Genomic DNA, 18,562 nt, shown 5'->3' on the forward strand with positions numbered 1-18,562 from the left:
GAAGAGTCCTATGGGACAAAACGTAGTAAAGTGAAAATGAAAGTGTCCATAGAGAAGCCTAGGGAACAAAACACTGGAAATAAAGAACTTACACGTAATAAATCCACCGACGCTCCCCAACCACTTTAAAATACTTCCCAAGAATCCTACTAATCCTCTTTCTGCAACCCACACCTCCACACCAATCATAAACAAGATTAGTCGTAACCTTTAACTTTGGAAATAGCATTTTTAGTTCCCAAACACTGCGTAACACTGCTGATTCAACGGTTTCCACATGTCTGCAACCCCCGCATACACAATGCTGTCCATGAACGGAGATTTCAAATGAATTGCAAATAGCACATGTAAAACCTTTTCGCATTCCCGCATATGTATATGGCGGCAGCTGCGCATACGGATCTTCCTCTACATGCAGGGAAATTAATTTGTCGCAGAGATTTTCATGTTTCCGGTCTAATTTTGAAGAATTCATATTTAAATTGCTTATATAACGTTTAACTTGTGTCGGTAAAACAACCGGCGAGTCGAGAGGGGCTTGGTATAAGGTGAATTCAGGATTAACATGGACAACATAGGGTTCAACTTTTATATTATACCCTAGGTGATGGAGCAGCTGCCGTAGCTGGGATGAGCTTCGTTCCAATTGAACAAGTGGGTCTTTGCGTTCAGCACCATTCCGTGAATAGAACTTACCATTTTTATAAAAATAGTCGCCTTCAAAGTTTTTTACTTCGTTCATGTACAATGTTTCCTGCTTACCAATCATTGAATCAATTTGAAACGTGGTGTTGTTAAATTCAAATCGCAGACCATTTAATATGTAGCAATCGCACGAAAGCTTCTCTGTCAAAGCGTTAAACATCAACTCGCCCTCATAACCTTTTTTTAGTTTTGAATAATAATATACGTAGTCGTGAGGCATGTCCATACGGGTGTTTAGGATTTCCAGAAGAATTAACTTTGAAGGTTTAATAAGAGGTCTTTTAATCATACGTTTCACCCTTTCTGAATTTGGCAAATCTTCAAGTCTATTTTATATAAAATAAACCAACGAAAATAATGGACATTTTGTTAAATGTTATATGATTGGATTAAAGAAATGGAAATACATTAAACTGGTAATAGAAATAATTAATCTGGAGGGGGAAATCATATGAAACCGCGGATTACAGTACTGACTTTGGGTGTAGATAATTTGGAAAAGTCGCTGCAGTTTTATCGCGATGGTATTGGACTGCCTACTGAAGGTATAGTGGGAGAGGAATTTGAACATGGAGCTGTTGCTTTTTTTGATTTGCAAGCTGGGTTAAAACTTGCAATTTGGAAACGTAAAGACATCGCTCATGATGCACAGGTTAAGCAGACCCTATCAAGTCCCACCGAATTTACGATTGGTCATAATGTAGAAAGCAAAGAAGAGGTGGATAAGGTAATGGAACAGGCAAAGCAGGCGGGTGCCGTGATTACAGCACCAGCCCATGAAACTTTTTGGGGTGGATATTCCGGCTATTTCCAAGACCCCGATGGGCATTTGTGGGAAGTAGTTTGGAATCCGCACTGGGATTTTAATGCCTAGAATGATTTAAGTAGTGAAAGCTGGTTAAGAGATAATGCCTTCGATTTAATAATGAATAAAAATGATAAGGGTCGTACCTACTTTGTTGCGAAGGGACTAATATAATCTATGTCTAAAGCTATTAATATGCTTTCTATACTTTGGTTGCTTAAAACAGGAAAACGAATGACTGCGAAGCAGCTGGCGGAAGAATTGGAAATCAATGTCCGCACGGTATACCGTTATATTGATGCTTTGTGTGCCAGTGGAATCCCAATCATTTCCGATACTGGTCATAATGGAGGATACAGTTTACTCCATGAGTTTATAAAGGCGCCGTTATTTTTTGATGTAGATGAGCAAAAAGCGTTAATTCATGCTGCAAGTTTTGCATCAGAAGCAGGATATCCCTTTAGTGAGGTATTGAATCGGGCTGTCACAAAGCTGAAAAAGTATACAAACCCCGAACAATTAGAATATATTAATCGACATGTAATGGGATTTGATGTCATTCAGCCTCCGATTAATTCTGATTTAGAATCGCTTTTACAAGAAATAGAAGAATCTGTGGCAGAAGGTTTTACGCTCTTGATGAAGTACCAAAAAGGAAATGAAAGCTCCCCCCAATTACGGAGTATTGACCCTTATGGGCTTGTATATTGGAAAGGGAATTGGTATGTCATCGCTTATTGCCATCTACGCGGTGAATTACGCAGCTTTCGTGTAAACCGTATTGTTAGCATTTCTAGAACAGGTACTGAATTTCAACGTCCAGCAGACTTTTCAGCACGTGCATTTTTTCTAAACGGTCTTTTGCCTGATCTGGAACAGTCTGATCAATTGATTTCCATTCATATAGAAGGACATGCGCACGCTCTTGATGATTTGTGTCAACATTGGTTATTTGGGCATGCACTTACCTGCCGTTCGAAAAACCATGCTCATTTTAAAATAGATGAGCAATCGATTAATACTTATGTACCTTATTACCTTCTTCCATATGGAAAAGCAATCAATATCCTAGAGCCTTTATTTTTAAAAGAAAGAATGGTAACTGTCACTTCTGAATTAGTTAAACATTATCAAAAACCTTAAACTTCACTGACCGTATATGTCAGTGAAGTTTGTTTATGATGATAAGGAAAAATTAATATCCAGGAGGAATTAGAGGATGAGAGACCTTACTTATGTATTTTATATTGGCGGGACTCCTGAAGAAGTATGGGAGGCATTAATCTCACCAGAAGGAACAAAGAAAATATATTATGGCAGTGTAATTCGTTCTACCTTTCAAGCGGGTGAACCATTGGAATATGTTGGGCCAGGGGTGGATGGGGATGAGACTGTTCATGTTTATGGGGAGGTATTAGAGTATGTACCAAATCAAGTACTCCGTTTTACCCATCTTGTTGGAAAGTCGTATATGAAAGATAACGAACAGGAGTATGAATCTAGAATTTCTTACCTATTAGAGCCAGCTGGCGGGTGTACGAAGTTAACTCTTATTCACGACCAATGGCAGGAAGGGGATCCTTATTACGAAAACAGTGATGCTGCTTGGTGGATGATCCTAAGTAATACAAAAACAATTGTGGAAACAGGGAAAACATTAGATTTAGATTAATTTGTCTAGGCATCTTTTAATAACCTGAAAATAGTAAAAGGATTTTTCAACAATCGTATAGAAAGAGAAGAAGGTATGCACTTATCCTGAGGTTACGAGGAGGATGGAAATAATGAACGACAGTATCCGTTTGTATGATTACCATGTTTGGGCAAATAAGCGGGTTTTCAACCATTTAAAGGAATTGCCCAAAGAAATATATCAGGAGCAAGTAAAGAGTGTGTTTTCAAGTTTGGAACAGGTTATAATCCACCTTTTTAAAACAGATGTAGTTTGGTTATGTGCTATGTCAGATAAAAGCTATGAGGAAATTCAGCAGCTGGTTGGAGAATATTCTAGTAGGATGGAAAATAAGAGTCTTGAAGAAATGGAAACAGAGTACATGGAATTCTCGAGCCAATATTTCGATTTTCTGAGCAGCCAAGAGGATTTAAATGCCAATAAGACGCTGAAACATCCGATGTATGGCCAACTGGAAACAAGCCTTTCAGAATTAGTAAAGCATGTGGTGAATCACGGCACCTACCATCGGGGAAATATTACGGCGATGCTGCGGCAGCTAGGCTATCCAGGACCATCGACAGATTATATCTTTTATTTATATGAAAAACAGGATAGCCAATAATTTTTGATTAGCGAACGGACTTTAGAAATAAGAAGTCCGTTTTTTTGTATATAGATTTGAAATTTTATACTGTTCAGATAATTATTGACAACGCAGCAAATAGGATGTTATTATTTTCCTCTGTGACTTAAAAAGGCAGAGGAGGGATTCGAGAATGATCCACCTAGAGGGAATAAGTAAATCCTATAAAATTGCCAAACGCCAGACAGGCTTAAGGCAGGCCGCGAAGGCACTTTTCTATCGGGAATATACAACCATTGCCGCCCTAAAGGACATTTCATTTTCTATTAATCAAGGAGAAATTGTCGGCTATATCGGGCCGAATGGGGCGGGAAAGTCAACTACCATTAAAATCATGAGCGGCATCTTGGTGCCTGATACCGGGAAGTGCACAATCATGGGCTGTACACCATGGAAAGAACGCACCAGTTATGTAAAAAATATTGGTGTTGTCTTTGGCCAGCGGTCGCAGCTTTGGTGGGATGTGCCGGTGATGGACTCCTTTGAACTGCTAAAAGACATCTACAAAGTTCCACAGCAAGAATATCAAACTACAATAAAACTCCTCATTGAAACACTAGAACTTCAAGAAATCGTGAATTCACCTGTAAGACAATTAAGTTTAGGGCAGCGGATGCGCTGTGAAATTGCGGCTTCGCTCATCCATAGTCCGCAGATTTTATTTTTAGATGAACCGACCATAGGATTGGACGCTGTTTCAAAAATTGCCGTCCGCAAATTTATTAAAACGATTAATAAGGAAAAAGGGGTCACGGTCATTCTGACGACCCATGATATGAACGATATTGAGGCTCTTGCCGAGCGGGTGATTTTAATTGGGAAAGGCAACGTTTTATACGATGGGCATTTAGAAGAATTACGGAAAAGGTTTGGTACCCGTAAAACAATCACTGCAGATTACAGCCAAAATACAAGTCCAATTAAAATGCCTGCCGGTGCCGAGATCCTTTCGTACACGCAGGAACGCCTTTCCATAAGTATTGATACAAACCACACGAAAACATCCGACGCAATTACTCAATTATCACAACAAGTCGAGCTAACTGATGTCACAATTGAAACCCAGCCGATTGAAGATATAATTGTTAAGTTATACAAGGAGTACCAAATATGAAGGTGTATCTATCCGTTCTGAAACTGCGGCTCAGCATGGGGATGCAGTATAGGACAGCGGCGCTTGCTGGGGTGGCAACGCAATTTTTCTGGGGATTTATCATGATTATGGTGTTTGAAGCTTTTTATGAACATGCCAGCAGTACACCGCCGATTTCTTTAAAGGAATTAATCCAGTACATATGGCTGCAGCAAGCATTTCTAGTTTTTGTGATGATGTGGTTTCGGGATAATGAACTATTTGATCTTATTACAAGCGGGAATATCTCCTATGAGCTTTGCAGGCCAAACGGGCTGTACGGCTTTTGGTATGCTAAGCTCCTTGCTCAGCGGTTATCAAGTGCAATCCTACGTTGTTTCCCAATTTTAATTATTGCCTATTTTTTGCCTGATCCTTACAATCTCGAACTTCCGCACAGCAACACCGCATTTCTATTGTTTGTAAGTGCCTTATTATTAGGCTTACTGCTATTAGTCTCGATCTCTATGTTCTTATATATTTCGGTTTTTGTTACATTGTCACCAATGGGTTCACTTCTTGTTTTTGGCGTATTAAGTGAATTTTTTGCTGGACTCATTATCCCGGTGCCGCTGATGCCTGATTGGCTGCAGCAAATCGCTAATGTCCTGCCGTTTCGCTGGACGGCGGATTTCCCATTTCGCGTTTATTCAGGGCATATTCCAGAACACGAAGCGGCCATCGGCATACTTGTTCAGTTGTCCTATTTGATTGTCCTTATATGGCTGGGGAGAAAGGCGCTTAATGGTGTATTAAAAAAAGTAGTAGTCCAAGGAGGGTAGCTGGAATTGAGCGTATATTTTAAATATCTGTTAATTCATTTTAAGTCTCAAATGCAATACCGCACCTCGTTTTGGCTGTTGTCGTTGGGGCAGTTTTTTATCCCTTTTTCTGTTTTCGCCGGTCTTTACTTTTTGTTCGAACGGTTTGGCCAGATTAAGGGCTGGGGATTCTTTGAAGTGGCGCTTTGCTTTGCGGTGATCCATATGGCGTTTAGCATAAGCGAATGCTTTGCCCGCGGGTTTGATTCCTTTTCGGACCTAATCATAAAAGGGGATTTTGACCGCGTGTTGGTGCGGCCGCGCAGTACCTTTGTTCAGGTTCTTGGATCAAAGTTTGAGTTTACGAGAGCTGGCAGACTGCTTCAAAGTGTGATGGTTTTAATCTGGGCATTAAGCAGCCTTCCCATCGAGTGGACCATAACCAAAATAGCTACACTTGTACTAATGATGACGAGCGGGGTGTTTATTTTTACCGGAATTTATATGCTCGCAGCAACAATGTGCTTTTGGACGGTTCAAGGGCTTGAAGTAGCGAATATTTTTACCGATGGCGGCCGGGAGATGGCACAATATCCCTTAAATATTTATCATAAATGGGTTGCCAGATTCTTTACCTATGTCATTCCATTCGGGACAGTCAATTACCTGCCGTTGCAATATATTCTTGGAAAAACTCAAGGTAGTGACTTAATGTATATGGTGACGCCTGCTCTCGGCAGCCTGTTCATCCTTCCTTGCTTTTTCGTCTGGCAATTTGGTGTCAGGCACTATCGGTCGACGGGTTCGTAAAACAGGAAGAATTAATCAAACGTTTGTATAGTATACTACATTGAAAATAGTGATCTAAACAAACGTTTGTATAGTATATTTTATTTAATGCTGGCTCTTAAAAACTTATTGTTTTTAGAGGGTAGCTAAATGAGGCGAAGGAAACAAACGTTTGAATAGTATATCACATTGAAATAGACTATTTCATTCAACGTTTGTATAGTATAGCAGAATGAAAATCAGTCCAATCCAAAACTAGTAAAAATAATTTCCAGCCTCTTTTTTGCAGTCTACGATGATGGTATAATTTCAAGTATTGTGTTTTACTAGAAAAGGCAGTTAAAAATCAAATGAGGAGAACTAGTCTATGTCCATTTCGCAATTAAATATAGATGTTTTTCGTTCTATTAATGATGTTGGAAAAACATATCATTCGTTAGAACCTATAGCTGTCTTCATGGCTGAATATATGTTGTATGTGTTAATTTTGGGAATGCTTGTTTATTGGTTTACACGCACCGACAGAAACCGAATGATGATGATTCAGGGTGTCTTCGCCGTCGTGCTTGCTGAAATTTTTGGAAAAATTGCAGGAAAACTCTACTCGCATTACCAGCCGTTTGCCGAGCTGCCGAATGTGAATAAGCTAGTGGAACATGAAATAGATAATGCCTTTCCGAGCGACCACTCCATTATATTTTTTACGATCTGTATCACCATTTGGCTTGTACGGAAAAGAGAAGGCTGGATTTGGCTGGCTGCAGCGTTCGCAGTAGGAATTTCCCGTATCATGGTTGGGGTTCACTATCCTGGTGATGTCTTCACAGGTGCTCTGTTAGGATTAATCTCAGCCCTAATTATGCACTGGCTCGTACCAAGGCTTGCATTCATAAAAAAACTGCTCGTACAATATGAAAAAATTGAACAAAAGGTTCTTCCGTTAAAACCAAAATCCGAAGGCAAATATAAAAACTTTTAATTATTAGTGATAGGTGTCAGGTGCCATGTGAATTTTTACATGGTTCCTGACACCTATTTTTTTGAAACATTTTTCCAATTAGCCCTTCCGTTTATGACATCAAAGTGATATCATAATGATATAAAGTGGAAAATATTACAAAGGGGAGCGTTGGGATATGAAAGAGAAAGAAATGTTTAAGGTAAATGGATTTTTAGGGGTGTTATTGTTTTTATTGCTTGGAGCGGCAACGGTTATAAGCATGAGGCAATTTACCTTAGATGAAAACTATCTGTTTTTAGTGATAGGTGTTTTATGCGGATTGGTGCTATTCCTACTCCTTTCTGGATTCACGATTATCCAGCCGAATCAGGCTAAGGTATTTACTTTATTTGGACGATATCTCGGTGTGATTAAGCATGAAGGTTTCTACCTAACGATTCCATTAACGGTAAGAAAAACAGTATCCCTAAGGGTAATAAACTTCAACAGTGATAAATTAAAAGTAAATGATTTAGAAGGTAATCCAATCGAAATTGCTGCGGTTGTTGTATATAAAGTGGTTGATTCAGCTAAAGCTGTTTTTGATGTTGAAAATTATAAAGGGTTTGTGCATACTCAAAGTGAGACAGGAGTACGCCATATTGCCAGTCAATACCCTTATGATAATGTGAATAATGACTTTGAAATCTCATTACGTCAGCATTCCGACGAGGTTGGAGATGAATTGACAAAGGACCTGCAAAAACGCTTGGAGCTAGCTGGAGTCGAAATAATTGAAGCTCGAATCATGCATTTGGCATATTCAAGTGAAATTGCATCGGCCATGCTGCAAAGACAGCAGGCAAAAGCCGTGTTAGCTGCAAGAAAAGTAATTGTTGACGGGGCTGTAACGATGGTCAAATCGGCAATTGATCAACTGAAGGAAGAAGGAATTGTCGATCTTGACGAAGAAAAGAAAGCGCAAATGGTAAATAACTTAATGGTGGCGATCGTTTCTGATAAGGGGAGTCAGCCTGTAATTAATACAGGAACGATTTACTAAGGTTGTGATAAAGTGGCTGAAAAGAAGCGATTTTTACTGCGTGTTGATCAAAAAGTATACGATTCACTGGAAAAATGGGCAGAGGATGAATTCCGCAGTGTAAACGCACAAATTGAGTTAATCATTAAAAAGGCACTAAAGGAAGCTGGCAGATTAAAAAAACCGGATGAGTAGGTGTCAGGCGCCATGTGAATATTCACATGGTGCCTGACACCTTCATTTTTTTCCGGACTTTTGTAACGATCCAAAGTAATATTGGAATTCCTACCATGTTGATGGGCAGGGCGTATTGGGTCCAGTAGGTTTTCATGTAGCCGAAGGTGTAGGATGTATCTGGAAAGAATTGGGCCAGGGCAAAGAAGAAGATGCCGGCAATCCAGATCATTTTGCGCCAGTCCTTCATTTTGAATAGTTGTGCGGTGCCATAGCAGCTAAGGAAGAAATAGAGTGATAACTTTATAAACACACTAAGGATCCAGACCAATACAGCAAGTATCTCTAAATTTTGAATGAAATCCATGACCGATAAATAGCTAATCACATCAAATATCGGGTGCCGCAGTTTAGCGGGGATATCGGGACCAAAAACTAGCAGCACACATAATGCAACTATGGTGGCTGAAAAAGCAGCTAATGTAATTCCTGATACTGCGCTTTTAACCACCTTCTTTGGGTCATCAGTAAAGGAGGCTAGCATTAGGATGATGACAGACTCACCTAAAAAGGCGAGCGGAGTTAATGTCCCTTTCCAAATAGAATAAATTCCGGTATCAATATAAACAGGAAGCAAATTGATCGTTTCAACATCCTTCAAGGAGAAAATCACTAGTAAGACGATGGAAAGGATAATGATAGGACCGAAAACCTCACTGCATCGACCAATTCCCTCTATACCGCCAATATATGTTACATAAATCATTAATAAAAGCATGGTGACATACAAAGTCCATGGCGGTGTCAAGGGGAGAAGGGTGGTAATCGTAAAGTCTGCGAATTCCCGTAAAATATTGCCTATCACTGAATACCATTGAATAAGATAAACAAGCACAACGATGGTTCCAATCCACTTGCCAAAAACACTTCTGCTGAATTGGACTAATGTTTGTTTCGGATGCAGCAGGGCAGTTTTCGAAGCAATATACACTATGAGAACACCTAATAAGCTGGCAATCAAATAAGAAATCCATACATCTTGTTTGGCATCTTCCATGACCGGGCTAACGGTAAGGAGAATCATATTCCCTGTTTCAAACGTAAACATCAGCCAAAATATTTGCAGCCCTGAAAGTTTCATTTATGCTCTCACTTTCCCTTTTTTTAAAATTGCCACGCCTCCCATTTGGAACCCCTCCAATATTCACTTCTTAATCTCGCTGTCTTTAAAGAGCACAGATGGTCCTTCCATTCCAATTCGCTTAATCTTGATTTGCGCTGTGACGGAAATTTTTGTTTTTGGAAATGTTTGATCCCAGTTATCCTTTAATGTTTTCCATCTTATAGGGTGTTTTCGGTGAATGGCCTCACCGAATCCAAAAATATCTTGACCGTATTCCTTTTGTACTTTTTCAATGGTCCGCTGTACTTGTTTTTCCGCCACTTTTTCAAACTTCTTATTGAGGAGCTTAAGGTTTTCTGAATACTCAAAGTCCAAGCCTGAATTACTCTCCTGAAGAGCCCCTGCTCCCTTTAAAATAACTTTAAAACTAACCTGATCATTTTTTTGACTAAAAATTGGTTCAATTTTGCAGTCAATCTTTGTTAAATTGATACTGGAACCGCCTTTACTCTGGGGAGTACTGATTGTCATTTTTTTGAGAAGTCCCATAACCCAAAGCAAGTCTCTATTTTCTTCATTATTTAAATAACCAAGCATTTTAAGATTACGATTAAAAACGGTGACTCCTGCTAATTGGACAACCTTAGGGTTTGGTGAATCCACTTTCCCCCCTTTTTCTCCTTCGATTGAACTGCTCATTTCCATAACGGGGACAGATGGTCGAATTCCATCAAGGTTGGCAGCTATTAGAAAATTTAAATAGGCTGTATCTCCCCTGCCGCCGCTTTGCCTATGTTCTTTTAATGAGGTGACAGCAGGGGATTTCTCCATCGGATTGGGTACAGTAAGGAGATCTTTGGCTTTTCCGCCCTTTACAACAAACAAGTCGGATCTAAGGCTTACATCAGATGCCCGCTGATTTACATCAAAGTATTCTTTAAGGCCACGTTTCGCAAATTCCTCTCCTAAAAACACAACTCGGCGCTGGCCAAAAAATGCCTCTCTGGGGAGTTTTGTCTGCATGTTTTGCAATGCATCACTTACGTTTTTGCCTCTCGACGATATGGTGAAGAAACCCTGCTGGCTGGCGCCCCCGCTGCCGCCTTGTGTCTGTACGTTCGCCGGAATGACAATTTGCCCGCTAATTTCAATTTCCCCAGTTTCCGCCACATCCCAGCCGGTTGCCAGCCAAATGGCTCGATCGTTTAATTCCTTACGATCCCAGCAGCCGGATAAAAAAAGTAAATTGAGGCATAAGCAAAAACGGATTGCCGAGTATTTTTTCACGATTTACGACCTCCTTTTTGGGGGCCAGGCACTTGTCCGGGAGGAATCCTCTGCTTATTCCTGCCAAAGGTAAAAAGGGGACCAAACCGGTTTGTCCATCTTGGCGAACGCATCAATACGTCTTTTATGTCCGTCGGAATTTGCGGTGCGATTGGGGTAAAATAAGGCACCCCGAAGGAGCGAAGATTGACCAGATGAATAATCAATGCAATAAAACCGATCACGATTCCGTATAAACCAAAGATTCCAGCTAATAACAACATTGGAAATCTCACCATCCTTAGAGCAGTTCCAAGATTGTACCTTGGGATCGCAAATGAGGCGATTCCGGTGGTAGCAACGACAATGACCATCGGAGCGGAAACAATCCCGGCTTGTACCGCAGCCTGTCCAATTACGAGCGCACCAACAATGCTGACAGCGGAACCGACTGCTTTTGGCAGGCGGATCCCGGCTTCCCTGAGCCCCTCAAACACGACCTCCATAATCAGCGCTTCTATGATTGCTGGAAAAGGAACACCCTCCCGTGCGGCAGCAACACTAATAAGAAGTGTAGTTGGTATAAGTTTCGGGTGATAAGTGGTCAAAGCCACATAAATAGATGGCAGATACATAGCAGTATTAAACATAATAAAACGAATAAAACGAATAAAAGATGTATACATGAACCGTTCGTAGTAATCCTCGACCGCTTGGAAACCATTCCAAAAGGTCATTGGAATAATGAGGACAAACGGCGTGTTATCTACGAGAATAGCAACCCGGCCTTCGAGCAAATTGGCCGTGACAATATCAGGTCTTTCCGTATTTTGAATTTGCGGGAATGGGGTGAAGGGTACATCCTCGATAAACTCTTCGATAAATTCTGATTCAAGCACCCCGTCGATTTCAATTCGTTTTAATCTTTCCCGGACCTCTTGTATCAGTGTGTTAGGGGCTATTCCTTCAATATAGGCAATAATAATATCCGTTTGTGAAAGCTCACCTACTGTTAATGACTCGAGTTTCAGCCGAGTGCTGCGAATCCTTTTTCTTATAAGAGAAGTATTTGTCCTCAAGGATTCGGTAAATGAATCTCGCGGGCCGCGAATCGCAACCTCGGTTCCCGGCTCCTCGACATTTCGTTGTTCCGCACCGCCCATTTCAAGGATTAATGCTTGTGCTTCTCCATCGATTAAAACAGCAAGACCGCCCTTTAAGATACTGTTTACAACTTTCTCCATTTCTGGAGCTTTTTTAACCGGGGTAGCGGCAAAGAGCTCCTGTTCAATCATCTGTCCGAGTGTACCAACCTTGTTTAATCCGTCTGGCAGTCCTTGAAATATCAGCGGTTTTAATACTGTGATATCAAGTGTCTTCGTATCTGTTAATCCTTCTATATAGAATAAAAGAATTTTAAGCTCACCATTGACATAGATGGGTCTAGACGTAAAATCCGAGCAGTTTATAAAGAGGTCCTTCAAAATTTGTTCATTTGTTTTTAAGTCAGGAGTTAACTGCTTTCGCTGAACATCAGGTGGCAGTGCAGTAGTGGTTTTCATTTTCTGACTTAATTTGCGTTTCCGGGTCTTAAACATAACGAGGCCACTCCTCTTATATACTATTGGTTATCATTCCAATTTGTGGGGAGTGTATGCATCTTAGCAGACCGCTTTTTCCAAAAAGTTTACATGAAAATTAGGCTATGCTATAGTGGAATTATAGGATTGACCACAGAACTAAAATAGTCAATAAGGAGATAGGTTGTATGGCCCCTGATCGCAGAAAGATGATTGTAGAAGCAGCAACAAAATCCTTTTCATTATTTGGTTATAAAGCTACGACAATGGACCAAGTGGCGAAGCTTGCCAATGTTGGAAAGGGAACCATTTATACTTTTTTTAAAAATAAAGAAGAGCTGTTTGAGGAAATTATCTCATCCATGGTACAGGAAATGATTGCAGAAGCAGATGCCGCGATACAACCTGGTCTGCCAATCACCGAAAATGTCCATCATGCTCTATATCGATTGTTAGAATTTCGATCCCGGCATCAGTTGATGATTAAGCTGGTTCAGGAAGAAACGGAGATGGGGACATTAGCGGTCTCTGAGATGCTGCAGCATGTGGAGAATGAAATTATCTCCTATTTAAGGGGTAAACTTGAAACAGCCATTGAGAAAGGTTCAATCCCGTCGATGAATACAGAACTAACCAGCTTTCTCTTATTAAAAATGTATATCGCCTTGGTGTCAGATTGGGAGAGAAATCATGAACCACTAAGCTCGGAGGAAATTGCCGAAATCATGAAAGTGTTCCTGTTAAAAGGGCTGCCGGAATAGGTTCTATGGGACAAAAAAGCGGTTGTCAAGCCGTGAACGGTCTTATAGGGAAGGTCTATGGGACAAAAAACGGTTGGCCAAGCCGTGAACGTTCTTATAGGGAAGGTCTATGGGACAAAAAACGGTTGGCCAAGCCGTGAACTGTCTCATAGAAAGGTTCTATGGGACAAAAAAGCGGTTGCCGAGCCGATAACTGTCTCATAGAAAGGTTCTATGGGACAAAAAAGCGGTTGCCAAGCCGATGACTGTCTCATAGAAAGGTTCTATGGGACAAAAAAGCGGTTGCCAAGCCGATAACTGTCTCATAGAAAGGGTCTATGGGACAAAAAGTGGATACCAAAGCTATGAACTGTCCAATAGAGAGGTTCTATGGGACAAAAAAGCGGTTGTCAAGCCGTGAACTGTCTCATAGAAAGGTTCTATGGGACAAAAAAGCGGTTGCCAAGCCGTGAACGGTCTCATAGAAAGGGTCTATGGGACAAAAAAGCGGTTGCCAAGCCATGAACTGTCTCATAGAGAGGTTCTATGGGACAAAGCAGCGGTTGTCAAGCCAGTAGCTGTCTCATAGAAAGTCGCTAAAGGACAATTCAAGTGGCCAAACCTCTTGCATTGTCCCATAGGCGACAAAATTTACCGCTTATTCTGCAGGTTTTGCTGAGCCATTTTGACAAGCTCCCGTACCATGCTGCCGCCAAGTCTGCCTCCAACTTTTCCAGCCTGCTCAGAAGTAAGCTGTCCGTTGTAGCCTTTTTTCAGCGGTACACCCATTTCTTCGGCGGCTTCAAACTTGGCATCCTCTGGGCTTTGCGACTGAACAACCTTTGCCTTCAAGTCATCTAATGCCTTTCGTGCCTCTGGAACAAGTATTTTATTTCTTCTCGCCATAGTAATCCCTCCTTTAACAATAGGATGACCAGACAGGAAAAAAATCATCAGCAAGACTGGATAAATCGATTGACATTCAGTATAATAACTGATAATCGAGTTTTTTATAGAAAATCAATGATAAAGAGAGTAGTTATCTAGAATGTTCTAGCGAGTCGGGGTTGGTGGGAGCCCGATACGGATGAGATAATGAAACGCACTTTTGAGATGCAGACCCGAATTTAGTAGGGTTCAGCCGGAGAATACTCCGTTACCAAAATAAGCTGGTTCATATTGAACAATTAGAGTGGTACCGCGGGAAATATAACTCTCGTCTCTTCATCAGAGGCGGGAGTTTTTTGTTTTTTATAAAATAGGAGGTCTAACCATATCATGAATTTTAAGAAAGAGCTTGCAGAAATTTTAGCAGGACTGCTGGACGGCGAAAAAACAGCGGCAGAACTTGAACTGCTGATTGAAAAACCGAAAAACGCATCACACGGAGATTTAGCGTTCCCATGCTTTACACTAGCAAAGATTAAACGTAAGGCACCTAATGTGATCGCACAAGAATTAAGTGAGAAAATCCAATCACCCACAATTGAAAAAGTAGAGGTCGTAGGCGCTTACTTAAATATCTTTTTAAGCAAAAAGCTTGTATCCGAACAAGTTGTCGGCCAAATTATGCAGCAAAAGGGAGCGTTCGGTCAGCAGGAATTTGGCCAAGGCGGCAATGTGACCATTGATATGTCGTCGCCGAATATTGCAAAGCCGTTTTCAATGGGACATTTGCGCTCAACTGTTATCGGAAATGCCATCGCGCTGATTGTGGAGAAATGTGGTTATAAACCAATCAAAATCAATCATCTTGGCGACTGGGGTACCCAGTTTGGGAAACTAATCACCGCTTATAAGCTTTGGGGTGATGAGAACAAAGTAAAAGCAAATCCAATCAAGGAGTTATTAACCCTTTACGTACGTTTCCATGAAGAGGCGGAATCCAATCCATCTCTTGAGGATGAAGGGCGTGCATGGTTTAAAAGATTAGAGGATGGCGACCAGGAAGCCTTATCATTGTGGCAGTGGTTCCGTGATGAATCGTTAAAAGAGTTTGCAAGAATTTACGATTTAATGAACGTCGAGTTTGATTCGTTTAACGGCGAAGCATTTTATAATGATAAAATGGACCGGGTTGTCAAGCTGCTCGAGGAAAAAGGGCTGCTGGTAGAGTCTGACAGCGCTATGGTTGTTGAGTTAACGGAAGAAGAATTGCCTCCATGCTTGATCAAAAAGTCCGATGGAGCAACACTTTACGCAACACGTGATTTAGCTGCCGCTCTTTACCGTAAAGAAAACTATGATTTTGTAAAATCGTTATATGTGGTTGGTCATGAGCAAAGCCTGCACTTTAAGCAGTTAATTGCCGTGCTGAAGAAGATGGGCTATGACTGGGCTGAGAAAATGGTTCATATTCCATTCGGCATGATGCTGAAGGACGGCAAGAAGATGTCAACACGTAAAGGTAAAGTTGTTCTGCTTGAAGAAGTATTAAATGAATCCATTGAAATGGCTCGCCATAATATTGAAGAGAAGAATCCGACCCTTGCTAACAAGGATGAAGTGGCGAAACAAGTTGGTGTCGGTGCGGTTATTTTCCATGACTTGAAAAACAACCGGATGAACGATATTGAGTTTTCATTAGAAGAAATGCTGCGCTTTGAAGGGGAAACCGGTCCGTACGTACAATATACCTTTGCAAGAGCATGTTCAATTTTACGAAAAGCGAATTGGCAGGCAGATGCAGCACAGCAGACATTCAATACTTCATGGGAGAAAGAATGGAAGGTTGTCAGTTTCCTATTGGAATTCCCAAATGCAATCAAGCGCGCCTGTGAGAATTTCGACCCTTCATTGGTAGCAAAGTATATTGTTGACCTTGCGCAAGTCTTTAATAAATACTATGCAGAAGTACGGATTCTTGAAGAAAGTGAAGAGCAGCAAGCACGCTTAGCACTGGTTTACAGCGTAACCGAAGTCCTTAAAGAAGGTTTGAGACTGCTAGGCATTCAAGCACCTCAAGAAATGTAAGCTAATTAATTTAAAAATTGACGGTTAATGGTATAGAATATAGCTGTACGAAATATAAGGGAGGCTAAATAAATGAGTGAACTGCTATTTAAAAGCTATGAAACGGCAAGAAGCTTTTTTTTAAAAACGGTGGAGGCAATGGATGAGAGCATTTTGCATGTCCAGCCTGAAGGCTTTAACAATTCCATTCATTGGCATGTTGGTCACGTGTTAACGGTGGCAGAACAATTTATGTTTGGTTTCCCTAAAAAATCAACCAATCTTCCAGCTAATTATCTAGAGCTTTTTGGCAATGGTTCAAATCCTGCTGATTGGAAGGGTGAAGTTCCGTCCGTTACAGAATTGACCTCCCAGTTAAAGGAACAAATCAAAAGAATTAAAGAAATTCCGGCTGAAAGCTTTAGCCAAAAGCTTTCGCAGCCGTTTTTAGGGCAGGAAACCTTTGGCGAGTTAGCTAGTTTTGCTGTCTTCCATGAGGCGCTTCATTTAGGAAAAATTCAAGAAATGAAACGTGTCATCGAAACTGCTAGTTCGAAGTAAGCTGCCATTATGAAATTCGTTTCTACGTTGTTGTAGAAACGTTTTTTCATTTATTTTTAAAGAAAGGAATTTTAACGTCTTTATGGAAAAACCACTAAGTAAAGAAAAGATTTGGACAAAAGATTTTGTACTAATAGTTTGTGCCAACTTTTTCATTTTTCTTGGATTTCAGATGACGCTGCCGACGATTCCGCTTTTTGTTGAGGATTTAGGCGGGAATGACCAGCTAATCGGGTTTGTTGTCGGAATCTTTACCTTCTCCGCCCTATTTCTGCGCCCGTTTGCCGGGAATTGGCTTGAAACAAAGGGAAGAGGCTTTGTCTATTTAACCGGCTTAACCATTTTTGTTCTGTCAGTTGGATCCTTTGGCTTTTTAACGGGCATTGCCTTGTTATTTTTTATGCGGGTAATTCAAGGGGCAGGCTGGGGGCTTTCGACGACAGCATCAGGAACGATCGCCACAGATTTAATCCCAGCATCAAGGCGCGGCGAAGGGATGGGCTATTATGGTCTTTCAGGGAATGTCGCCATGGCCTTTGGTCCATCGTTAGGTTTAATTTTAACCGGTACACTATCCTTTAAAGTTTTTTTCCTTATCTGTGCAGGATCAGGGTTAACTGCTTTACTGCTATCATCAAGAATTACCTATCGAAAAGTAGAACCAAAATCTATAAAGACGGGTGCAAGGCGTGATATTTATGAAAAAAGCGCCTTAAAGCCAGCTATACTGATGTTTTTCATCACGGTGACGTTCGGCGGGATTGCCTCTTTTCTGCCGTTATATAGCGCACAAAAGGATATTGCCGGCATTCAGTGGTACTTTTTGCTATATGCCATTTCAGTCATGCTAACGAGAACCTTTGCCGGCCAGCTCTATGACCGTAAAGGACACAGGGCCGTGTATATACCCGGAACGCTTTTAATTTTAATTGCTATGGTCTTGCTTGCATGGCTCCCCAATAGTGCGATTTTGTTTACAGCGGCAGTCTTGTATGGCTTTGGCTTCGGAACCGTGCAGCCTGCTCTGCAGGCGTGGTCTATTGAAAAAACGCCGATTAATCGCCGTGGGATGGCGAATGCCACTTTCTTTTCGTTTTTTGATTTAGGGGTCGGTATTGGGGCTATGGTCTTCGGGCAAATCAGCCACTTGTTTGGTTATAGTTCCATTTATAAGACCGCTGCGGTATCCGTATTCCTTTCGATGCTGCTTTATATGTTCTTCCTATATAAGGAAAAAGCGACAAGACCAGAGCGGGGTTAACAATATTTATGATGAGCACAGCTCATGAAGGACATTTCGAGCGGGGAAACCAAAGGTAATGTCCTTCATCGAGGTTATGAAGGACATTTCGAGCAGGGAAACCAAAGGTAATGTCCTTCATTGAGGTTATGAAGGACATTTGAGCAGGGAAACCAAAGGTAATGTCCTTCATCGAGGTTATGAAGGACAATTTGAGCAGGGAAACCAAAGGTAATGTCCTTCATCGAGGTTATGAAGGACAATTTGAGCAGGGAAGTCAAAGATAATGTCCTTCATCGGGGTTATGAAGGACATTTTGAGCAGGGAAATGACAGGTAATGTCCTTCATCAAGGTTAAGCAAAGACTAGATAGAAAATGGAAACAGAAACGATTACCATTTCAAAATTCTTATGATAAATTCAATCGGTAGTGG

20 protein-coding genes and 1 other annotated feature are annotated in these 18,562 nt (G+C 41.0%); of the genes, 15 read left to right on the forward strand and 5 right to left on the reverse strand.

The features are described from left to right. Nucleotides 1-88: 88 nt before the first annotated feature. Entirely contained in the window at nucleotides 89-994 is a 906-nt protein-coding gene (locus IE222_RS24205; RefSeq protein ID WP_191276960.1) for a nuclease-related domain-containing protein, read from the reverse strand. 162 nt (nucleotides 995-1,156) lie between these two features. Here IE222_RS24205 and IE222_RS24210 point away from each other — a divergent pair, with 162 nt between their 5' ends. The 10 genes from IE222_RS24210 (at nucleotide 1,157) to IE222_RS24255 (ending at nucleotide 8,687) form a co-directional block, all read left to right on the forward strand. Then, nucleotides 1,157-1,579 (forward strand): VOC family protein, encoded by a 423-nt coding sequence (locus tag IE222_RS24210; RefSeq protein ID WP_191276961.1) that lies wholly within the window; start codon nucleotides 1,157-1,159, stop codon nucleotides 1,577-1,579. A 108-nt stretch (nucleotides 1,580-1,687) separates the two neighbouring features. Then, nucleotides 1,688-2,653: a helix-turn-helix transcriptional regulator gene (locus IE222_RS24215; protein WP_191276962.1), complete on the forward strand. Its 966-nt coding sequence runs from the start codon at nucleotides 1,688-1,690 to the stop codon at nucleotides 2,651-2,653. Nucleotides 2,654-2,729: 76 nt separating this feature from the next. Next, nucleotides 2,730-3,182, forward strand: coding sequence for an SRPBCC family protein (locus IE222_RS24220; RefSeq protein ID WP_191276963.1), 453 nt, complete (start codon nucleotides 2,730-2,732; stop codon nucleotides 3,180-3,182). A 112-nt stretch (nucleotides 3,183-3,294) separates the two neighbouring features. After that, nucleotides 3,295-3,807: a DinB family protein gene (locus IE222_RS24225; protein ID WP_191276964.1), complete on the forward strand. Its 513-nt coding sequence runs from the start codon at nucleotides 3,295-3,297 to the stop codon at nucleotides 3,805-3,807. A 154-nt stretch (nucleotides 3,808-3,961) separates the two neighbouring features. Beyond that, nucleotides 3,962-4,942 carry an ABC transporter ATP-binding protein gene (locus IE222_RS24230; protein WP_191276965.1) on the forward strand — a complete coding sequence of 327 codons (981 nt, stop codon included), beginning with the start codon at nucleotides 3,962-3,964 and terminating at the stop codon, nucleotides 4,940-4,942. Then, a complete protein-coding gene (locus tag IE222_RS24235; RefSeq protein ID WP_191276966.1) occupies nucleotides 4,939-5,742 on the forward strand; it encodes an ABC transporter permease in 804 nt (267 codons plus the stop codon). The genes IE222_RS24230 and IE222_RS24235 overlap by 4 nt, the downstream gene beginning before the upstream one ends. Before the next feature lie 6 nt (nucleotides 5,743-5,748). Next, a complete protein-coding gene (locus tag IE222_RS24240) occupies nucleotides 5,749-6,531 on the forward strand; it encodes an ABC transporter permease (RefSeq protein ID WP_191276967.1) in 783 nt (260 codons plus the stop codon). A gap of 346 nt (nucleotides 6,532-6,877) precedes the next feature. Next, the gene (locus tag IE222_RS24245; RefSeq protein ID WP_191276968.1) at nucleotides 6,878-7,489 is read left to right on the forward strand and encodes an undecaprenyl-diphosphatase; all 612 of its coding nucleotides are present in this window, start codon (nucleotides 6,878-6,880) and stop codon (nucleotides 7,487-7,489) included. 157 nt (nucleotides 7,490-7,646) lie between these two features. Next, a complete protein-coding gene (locus tag IE222_RS24250) occupies nucleotides 7,647-8,513 on the forward strand; it encodes an SPFH domain-containing protein (RefSeq protein WP_191276969.1) in 867 nt (288 codons plus the stop codon). A gap of 12 nt (nucleotides 8,514-8,525) precedes the next feature. Continuing rightward, nucleotides 8,526-8,687 carry a type II toxin-antitoxin system antitoxin gene (locus IE222_RS24255; protein ID WP_191276970.1) on the forward strand — a complete coding sequence of 54 codons (162 nt, stop codon included), beginning with the start codon at nucleotides 8,526-8,528 and terminating at the stop codon, nucleotides 8,685-8,687. A gap of 22 nt (nucleotides 8,688-8,709) precedes the next feature. On the opposite strand, the gene IE222_RS24260 is transcribed toward IE222_RS24255, so the two are convergent. From IE222_RS24260 to IE222_RS24270, 3 genes are all read right to left on the reverse strand, one after another. Beyond that, nucleotides 8,710-9,807: a GerAB/ArcD/ProY family transporter gene (locus IE222_RS24260; RefSeq protein WP_191276971.1), complete on the reverse strand. Its 1,098-nt coding sequence runs from the start codon at nucleotides 9,805-9,807 to the stop codon at nucleotides 8,710-8,712. A 63-nt stretch (nucleotides 9,808-9,870) separates the two neighbouring features. Further along, entirely contained in the window at nucleotides 9,871-11,076 is a 1,206-nt protein-coding gene (locus tag IE222_RS24265; RefSeq protein ID WP_191276972.1) for a Ger(x)C family spore germination protein, read from the reverse strand. After that, nucleotides 11,073-12,653, reverse strand: a complete 1,581-nt coding sequence (locus tag IE222_RS24270; protein WP_191276973.1) for a spore germination protein — start codon at nucleotides 12,651-12,653, stop codon at nucleotides 11,073-11,075. Before IE222_RS24270 ends, IE222_RS24265 begins: the two co-directional genes overlap by 4 nt. A 170-nt stretch (nucleotides 12,654-12,823) precedes the next feature. Here IE222_RS24270 and IE222_RS24275 point away from each other — a divergent pair, with 170 nt between their 5' ends. Both IE222_RS24275 and IE222_RS24280 read left to right on the forward strand, forming a co-directional pair. Further along, on the forward strand, nucleotides 12,824-13,396 hold the full coding sequence (locus IE222_RS24275) for a TetR/AcrR family transcriptional regulator (RefSeq protein WP_191276974.1): 573 nt from the start codon (nucleotides 12,824-12,826) through the stop codon (nucleotides 13,394-13,396). 57 nt (nucleotides 13,397-13,453) lie between these two features. Continuing rightward, nucleotides 13,454-13,600 (forward strand): hypothetical protein, encoded by a 147-nt coding sequence (locus IE222_RS24280; RefSeq protein WP_191276975.1) that lies wholly within the window; start codon nucleotides 13,454-13,456, stop codon nucleotides 13,598-13,600. A 426-nt stretch (nucleotides 13,601-14,026) separates the two neighbouring features. Here the strand turns inward: IE222_RS24280 and IE222_RS24290 are convergent, their stop codons facing one another. After that, nucleotides 14,027-14,281, reverse strand: a complete 255-nt coding sequence (locus tag IE222_RS24290) for an alpha/beta-type small acid-soluble spore protein (protein ID WP_191276977.1) — start codon at nucleotides 14,279-14,281, stop codon at nucleotides 14,027-14,029. 108 nt (nucleotides 14,282-14,389) lie between these two features. After that, nucleotides 14,390-14,602: a binding site (T-box leader), on the forward strand. Nucleotides 14,603-14,653: 51 nt separating this feature from the next. Between IE222_RS24290 and argS the strand changes: the two genes are divergently transcribed. From argS to IE222_RS24305, 3 genes are all read left to right on the forward strand, one after another. Then, nucleotides 14,654-16,348, forward strand: coding sequence for an arginine--tRNA ligase (gene argS, locus IE222_RS24295; protein ID WP_191276978.1), 1,695 nt, complete (start codon nucleotides 14,654-14,656; stop codon nucleotides 16,346-16,348). Between the two features lie 72 nt (nucleotides 16,349-16,420). Then, nucleotides 16,421-16,888, forward strand: a complete 468-nt coding sequence (locus IE222_RS24300) for a DinB family protein (RefSeq protein ID WP_191276979.1) — start codon at nucleotides 16,421-16,423, stop codon at nucleotides 16,886-16,888. A gap of 82 nt (nucleotides 16,889-16,970) precedes the next feature. Next, the gene (locus IE222_RS24305) at nucleotides 16,971-18,149 is read left to right on the forward strand and encodes an MFS transporter (protein WP_191276980.1); all 1,179 of its coding nucleotides are present in this window, start codon (nucleotides 16,971-16,973) and stop codon (nucleotides 18,147-18,149) included. Nucleotides 18,150-18,562 lie beyond the last annotated feature (413 nt).

The sequence above is a fragment of the Neobacillus kokaensis genome (assembly GCF_014656545.1).
Lineage (GTDB): Bacteria > Bacillota > Bacilli > Bacillales > Cytobacillaceae > Neobacillus > Neobacillus kokaensis.